6 protein-coding genes and 1 pseudogene are annotated in these 6741 nt (G+C 32.9%); 3 read left to right on the top strand and 4 right to left on the bottom strand.

Annotated elements, in window-relative coordinates; genetic code table 11:
- Positions 1 to 212 precede the first annotated feature (212 nt).
- Positions 213 to 542: a hypothetical protein gene (locus ACEW8E_RS16230; protein WP_373481400.1), complete on the top strand. Its 330-nt coding sequence runs from the start codon at positions 213 to 215 to the stop codon at positions 540 to 542.
- 173 nt (positions 543 to 715) lie between these two features.
- Here the strand turns inward: ACEW8E_RS16230 and ACEW8E_RS16225 are convergent, their stop codons facing one another.
- From ACEW8E_RS16225 to ACEW8E_RS16210, 4 genes and pseudogenes are all read right to left on the bottom strand, one after another.
- The gene (locus tag ACEW8E_RS16225) at positions 716 to 1534 is read right to left on the bottom strand and encodes a glutathione S-transferase family protein (RefSeq protein WP_373481399.1); all 819 of its coding nucleotides are present in this window, start codon (positions 1532 to 1534) and stop codon (positions 716 to 718) included.
- Between the two features lie 72 nt (positions 1535 to 1606).
- On the bottom strand, positions 1607 to 1792 hold the full coding sequence (locus ACEW8E_RS16220; RefSeq protein ID WP_373481398.1) for a DUF3285 domain-containing protein: 186 nt from the start codon (positions 1790 to 1792) through the stop codon (positions 1607 to 1609).
- 222 nt (positions 1793 to 2014) lie between these two features.
- Positions 2015 to 2746 carry a heme oxygenase (biliverdin-producing) gene (locus tag ACEW8E_RS16215; RefSeq protein ID WP_373481397.1) on the bottom strand — a complete coding sequence of 244 codons (732 nt, stop codon included), beginning with the start codon at positions 2744 to 2746 and terminating at the stop codon, positions 2015 to 2017.
- A gap of 256 nt (positions 2747 to 3002) precedes the next feature.
- Positions 3003 to 3275 (bottom strand): annotated as a pseudogene (locus ACEW8E_RS16210) (YcjF family protein); the annotation flags it as partial.
- Between the two features lie 129 nt (positions 3276 to 3404).
- Here ACEW8E_RS16210 and ACEW8E_RS16205 point away from each other — a divergent pair.
- Together ACEW8E_RS16205 and ACEW8E_RS16200 are read left to right on the top strand one after the other, a co-directional pair.
- Positions 3405 to 5204 carry a hypothetical protein gene (locus tag ACEW8E_RS16205; protein WP_373481396.1) on the top strand — a complete coding sequence of 600 codons (1800 nt, stop codon included), beginning with the start codon at positions 3405 to 3407 and terminating at the stop codon, positions 5202 to 5204.
- Complete coding sequence (locus ACEW8E_RS16200) at positions 5143 to 6636, top strand: FtsK/SpoIIIE domain-containing protein (RefSeq protein WP_373481395.1); 1494 nt, start codon at positions 5143 to 5145, stop codon at positions 6634 to 6636. Before ACEW8E_RS16205 ends, ACEW8E_RS16200 begins: the two co-directional genes overlap by 62 nt.
- Positions 6637 to 6741: the final 105 nt, after the last annotated feature.

Genomic DNA, 6741 nt, shown 5'->3' with positions numbered 1-6741 from the left:
GACTGGATCTATTTTTTGACACCAGCGATTAAAACATGGTGGCATTGATGAAGATGTTGTTTCTTTCATTTTGACCTAAAAACGTTATAATACAAAAATTATAACCTAATTTCTTTTATCGTTTTGTTTAAGTACCGTTAGGTGGTATTGGAGTTTATCATACCATCGGTGGCATTGGTGTTGGCATCGGTGGCGCAAGTTTTGGGGTTGGCATGGCGGGAATGGCTATTTCAGGTGGTATCATCGGTTTAGGCATTTATGGTTTAGCAAAAATGTTTTTAGAATTGGAAACATCAGAAACTTTTGTCGAAACTTACACAAGAGTAGAGGGAAAAGTGTCTGATTTAGAGGCTTATAATGAAGCGATGGCAGAATTAGATCCTGTTTTGGCAAAAATACAATGGGAAGCTAAATGGAGAGAAATTGAGATTGATGAAGAATTAAAACAATTAAAATCTCAGGTAAAAATTGACTATCAAGAAATAGAAAAGAAGAGAAAAGTTAAGGAAAAATATAATAACTTAAAACAAGCTAAAGACTAATTATATATTGCTTTAAGGCTTAATTATCCTAGTACTAAAAAATTAAAAATGTTAGAAAACATAGAAGAAATAGAAGCAGAAATTAAAAAGTTAAAAAATAGATATTATTTTTTGTCATTAATCTAATTTAAAATACTTTTGCCCCCAAAGTTGGGGGATTATCATAATTTTAATTACTCAATTTCGATGGAAGTAGGTTGACTATCGTTACTACCGCCACCAAAATTATTACTATTAGATTTATCAACGGGTTGACGATATTGGGTATAAAGTCTATCTCGCCACTCAAAGAAAAACTCATAGTTGCTATTATCAGCTAATCCGGGGATACCTTTACCTTCTAAATCAATAGGCAAATCAAAGTAAGTAACAGGAGGAAATTTAATGATAGTAGTTAAAGCGGCTACAGTTAAATCCGCTAAAGTAGGTGTGTCACCCACTAAATAAGGTTGATTTTGCAAAATTAAAGTTAAAGCATCTAAATCTTGTTTTAAACCTTTTTCTGCCGTTTTGAGAATATCAGTGCCGAAGCCGAAAGTTAAACCTACACCAATAGCATTAAAGATTTCTGAGGGAAAAGCGCTCACAAAAGTTTTGAGAATATCAGGGGTATTTTTAGGTAAAAAAGAAGTACGGAAATTAGGATAATGATTTAAAGCACCAATAAAAGCCTTACGCCCTTTATATCCTAAACATTCGTCTGCCCATCCTTCCATTAATAAACATTGCCCTCTAAGGAGAGAATCCGCTGGGATTAAAGGTTTTTCTGGATATTTTTGATCTAAATATAAAGCGATTTCGGTAGAATCAGCAATGACAGTATCACCATCTTTGAGAATAGGAACTTGTCTTTGTCCAGAAAGTTTAAATACTTCTAACTGTCCAATACCGGGGGTAACTTCAATTTTTTTATATTCTAATCCTTTAAAATCGAGAATTAACCTAACTTTTTCGGAAAACTGGGACAATTCAAATTGATATAGTTCTAACATCAACTTACCTCAATCGTTATAAAACTTAACAATTATACTTTAGCCTGTTTTTGAATGTTATTACAGAAAAAATTATCGAGTTAAGTAAGAAATACCGACTAAAAAGCCTAATAAACCAAAGGTTGTCAAGAAAAAATGTTTTAAAGAAACTCCTCTTTTTTTTACCATATTACGCATTGCTAACTTAACGTAACTATCTTGAGGTTGTGTAGATTCTTGTGAATTAGGATTAGGAGATTCAGGAGTAGAGTTAGTCATAAAGTTAGTTTTGAAAGTGACACTAACTAATATGATACCTTAATGGTATGGGAGATAGGAGATAGGAGATAGGAGTTGGTAATGTACTCCCTTTGCCCCTTGCCCCTTGCCCTTTGCCCAACCTTCACCAGTTAATGGAAATAGGGTGCAAGATCTGAGTATAACGGTATTTTGCCCCCAAATATGGGGGATTAAAAATAAAGAGGAAGGAAGGAGAAAATATTATTCAGCAGTAGCTAATTCAGTGCCATTATCATGGGTAGTGCTACTACGGCGACGACGAGAAGTTAAAGTATTAAACAACATTTTACCAATCGCCATGATTAAGTTACCTTCTAACTCTTGAAACATTTTCATGTTCATTCCGAAAGCATCATTTGCTTCTTGTACAATTTTGTCTGCGGTTTCTTGGTTAACAGGTAAATCATTTAACGCCTGACGATACATAGTTTTAAACGCTTTTTCATCGCTGATGGTTTCAAATTCATAAAAAGCAGTGCCTTCACCGTCTAAATTCATCGCTTTTTGAGCAATATTTTTCAAGATTTGTCCTCCTGAAAGATCACCTAAGTAACGAGTATAGGAGTGTGCCGCAAATAATTCAGGCTCATTTTTCGCAATTTCATGAATACGATCTACATATACTTGTCCGTTAGGAGTAATCTCAATTTCGTTTTTCCAGTTAGCACCATAAAAAAATTGAAGATCTTTTGCTAAACTAGGTTGGCGATTTAATTCAGGAAAGTAAATTTTACTAACTAAAGGATGATCTTTTAAACCCTCCATTTCTTCTTCCATTGCGCCGTAAACAAAATAAAGATTTGCTGCTAATTTACGATAAGAATTTTTCTCAACAACTCCTTTCAGGAAGCATTTAATAAAACCCATATTTTCTGCCATAGAATGGGATTTCTTTGTACCTTCTTTCAACATTGTGGCTAAATTAACGCTCATTCTTCTTACTATCCTTACTTTCTAAGATTTTAATTATAAAAATTTACAAAACATTTTTTATTGCTAGTTTTTTACATTAAACTGAATCAATGTCATTTTACATTAAGATTTTTTACAGTTTCATATTCTGTTAAAATACAATTACATATCAAAAAAACTGGGTTAACCGTTGTAGAGAATTTTGCTCCCCTAATCCTCCAATTTTTCGGAAATTAACTTATTATTTTCTTACGACTCAAATAGAATTGCTATTTGATTACCAATAATCTTTAGATTTATCATTACTTCCCCAGTCGTCGCTTTCATCAAAATAAATTTCGTTACTTTCCTCTATTTGTTCATTAAAATTATTATCTAAAGTATCTTTGATGGGTTCAATTACTTTAGTAATCGCATCTTGTCCAATTTCTACCACCATTTGTGCATTTACTGCCGCCGTTGCTAACATATCTACCACAGGTAAAGGTGTACAAGCAATCACTCCTGCACCAATCCACTGATAACGCACAATAATTTTATCCGCTTTTTTTACATATTTACTACATAATTTTGTTGTACATCCAGACAAAAATTAACATCTTGAAATATTACTTTATGTTTGTCTTCTTGTAAAATTGCTACATTAACAAATATATTCATTTTCCCCAACAAAATTTATATGGAATGCAACCACAAATATTTATACAAAGATTTACTTGATGAGTATTATCGCTGTTTAGAAACTATTGATAGTAACTACAATGCACTAAATATTGCTAGTCATGAATTATCTAAGTATCAAGAAAAACTGCAAGAAGGTAAGCAATTAGTTAAATCCTTTGGTTTTAATATCCCACATATTAATAATGAAGAAAGAATAACCCAACCCCAAACAACTTCTTCAAAGTTGAATAAACAATATGAACAATATAAACAGCATCATCTTTTAGAATTAGAAATTTTATATGGTGTTCCTAGTTTTAATTTTGACTTAGAAGAAATAAATATATCAAAAATGATGGAATTAATCAAATCCATTTTGCCTATAGAACTTTGTCGTGTTCATAAATTACTGCCGTTACGAAAATTGGAGAATCAACCCCCGATATTAGTTATTGCCATGGTAAATCCTGATAATTTAGAAGCTTTAGACGAGGTGAGAAAAATATTATATTCCAAGAACTTAGGATTGCAAAGAATGGTAATCACCGATGAAGATTATAATCAATTATTATCTGAGTATCTTGAAACTGGTGACGTTAGGCATAGGCAAAAAGCAAAAACCAAGAAGCAAGAAGAGTTTTTGAAACATTCAAATTATGATCTTATCCAACATATTTTGGTTTCTGTCAAGCAAACTTTTGAGATAATTCAGCAAAATGAAAAACTTATAGAAGATTTAAGAAAAGATATTAATTCCCATGAAAACAGCAACTCCTCTTTATTAAATAAGTTAGAACAACTAGCAAATGAAAAGCTAGCATGGGTAATTACAAATACTATTATTGTCATTATTATTCTTTCTTTGTGGTTAGCCCCCGGTAGTGGGTGGATTTATTTTTTTCTTGTAGTATCTATTTTCGTAGGTACTGTTTTCTTTGTTAACATAATAGGTAAATTAGTCGATGTAAAAAAAGAAAGAGAAAAATTAGAAAAGGAAACTTTAGATAATGAATCTCAGATTCGTAAGTTATTAACAAAAGTCGATCAGACTAAAACTGATATTAAACAAGATGAAAACAAAATCTTAAAGTTACTCTCAGAAATTATTCAGAATTATAAGTTAGCTGATCAAACATACAACGAACAAGTACAACAATTCGAGCAGGTATGGAAGGAACAACTACCAAAGATTAAGGGAATCATGGCTAGGATTGAAACTTCAGAATCCCCAGAAGTTCCTCCTCGTTTGTTAACTCTTAATTGGGATGATCCTTTATGGATTCCCTCAGAAAATGATCCTACCCATTGGCAACCTCAAACCAGTGGTTTAGCCCCAGATATTGTGCGTATTGGAGAGTTTGAGCTAAAGTATAGTGATAAATTCGCTAAATTTCCCGCCTTTTTTCCCATTCGAGATTTCTCTCAGGAATTAAGCGGTTATAAGTCTGGACACATCGCCTTTTATTCTGAAGATACTAACTACCGCCAAACTGCTCTTTTAGCCTTACAATCCATTGCTTTTAGGATAATTAGTAGCTTTCCTGTAAGAAAATTCAAGGGCATATTTATCGATCCCATCAGTATGGGTAATACTTTCCCTTTTAGCAATTTGCATAATTTTATTACTGATCAAAAAACCTACACTCGTGGAGATGACATTAGGGAACAATTACGGGGTTTGACAGAACATATTGAACAAGTCATTCAAAATTATTTAAGTAGTAATTATGCAACTATAGAAGATTATAATTTCGATGCAGGGGCGATCGCCCCTGCATCGTTATCTTTTTATTGCCGACTTTCCCACAGGTTTTGATCAACGCTCTTTAGAAGATTTAAAAAGTATTCTTCTTAATGGTCCGAAAGCAGGAGTATATGTAATTCTCCATATTGATAATACTTTAGAAAAACCGAGAAATTTTGATTTTCAAGTTTTTAATGATTTTTGTTCAATCATTTCCCTAGATCAATATACTCCTTGTGAAGTCAGAATACCCAATCTTTACTTAAAAGCTACTTTAGATAAACCTCCAGCTAATGAGCATTTTAATCCAATGGCAGAAGCTATAAATAACGCCATCAGAAACGTTAGGGTGGACACGATCGCCTTTTCCAACCTCTATCCACAAATAGATTGGTCTGGTGACAGTCGTAAAGAAATTAGAGCGCCTATTGGTTTAATGGGTGCAAGGGATAAACTAGAATTTTGGTTAGGGGAAAATCAAGATAGTCAAATAGTTAGTCATGGTTTATTGGCAGGGGCGACAGGCTCAGGTAAAAGTTTTACCCTTCATGCTAGTGTCATTAGTCTAGCTATGCAGTATTCTCCCGATGAATTAGAACTATACCTATTAGATTTTAAAGAAGGGGTAGAATTTCAGATTTATGTAGATCATGAAAAGGGCAAAAAAGGCAATGGTATTGAGAGCTTAAACGACAATGAAGAATTAAACGAAAGCAATGCTTTACCCCATGCTAAAGTTATTTCTATTGAGAGCGATCGAGAGTTTGGCTTGAGCGTTTTAGAATATGTCAATCAACAGATTGAAGAACGGGGTAATCTCTTTAGAACAAAAGGCAACATAAGTAAATTACAAGATTATAGAGATGTCACTGGGGAAAATTTACCTCGTATTTTAGTGGTAATCGATGAATTTCAGTGTATGTTTGAAGAAAATGATAATATTACCAACCGTCTTAATTTAGTCATTGACAATATTACTCGCCAAGGACGTGCTTTTGGTATTCATCTGTTACTAGCTTCTCAAAATCCAAGGGCTTCTAATATGAGAAGAGCTATTTATACCCAGATTAATTTACGCATGGTGCTACAAATGGATCAAAATACGGCATCTTCTGTCTTAGCGGAAGGTAATACCGATGCCATTGATTTATTAGATAAACCGGGTAAACTGATTTATAACAAAAATTTCGGTCAGAAAAATTTTAATGAAATTGGTCAAGTTGCCGATATATCAGCACAAGAAAGATATAATGCGTTAACTCATATTCAGAATGTGGCACAACAAAGACAATATAAGCGTTCTCAACCGCTAGTATTATTTTATGGTTCAAAACCCACAAAATTACAGGATAATCGCCAATTACTGCAATTAATGAAAATGAATGAATGGTTATCTTTAAAAGACTTGAATAAACAAGTTATTAAAGAACCTGATTGGATTGTGCAGGAAAGTCCGAGCGTATTTTGGTTAGCGGTACTTAAACAAAACGATAAAAGAAATTAGGTTATAATTTTTGTATTATAACGTTTTTAGGTCAAAATGAAAGAAACAACATCTTCATCAATGCCACCATGTTTTAATCGCTGGTGTCAAAAAATAGATCCAGTC

The organism is Geminocystis sp. (assembly GCF_041753295.1).
In the GTDB taxonomy this organism is placed as follows: Bacteria; Cyanobacteriota; Cyanobacteriia; order Cyanobacteriales; family Cyanobacteriaceae; genus Geminocystis.
The sequence above is the reverse complement of the archived record's forward strand: the minus strand, read 5'-3'. Positions and strand labels throughout refer to the sequence as shown.

Excerpts from the sequence above, each read along its gene's own strand:
- ACEW8E_RS16225 (WP_373481399.1), bottom strand. The coding sequence starts at position 1,534 with ATGTTAGAACTATATCAATTTGAATTGTCCCAGTTTTCCGAAAAAGTT.
- ACEW8E_RS16230 (WP_373481400.1), top strand. The coding sequence starts at position 213 with ATGGCGGGAATGGCTATTTCAGGTGGTATCATCGGTTTAGGCATTTAT.
- ACEW8E_RS16200 (WP_373481395.1), top strand. The coding sequence starts at position 5,143 with ATGCAGGGGCGATCGCCCCTGCATCGTTATCTTTTTATTGCCGACTTT.
- ACEW8E_RS16205 (WP_373481396.1), top strand. The coding sequence starts at position 3,405 with ATGGAATGCAACCACAAATATTTATACAAAGATTTACTTGATGAGTAT.
- ACEW8E_RS16220 (WP_373481398.1), bottom strand. The coding sequence starts at position 1,792 with ATGACTAACTCTACTCCTGAATCTCCTAATCCTAATTCACAAGAATCT.
- ACEW8E_RS16215 (WP_373481397.1), bottom strand. The coding sequence starts at position 2,746 with ATGAGCGTTAATTTAGCCACAATGTTGAAAGAAGGTACAAAGAAATCC.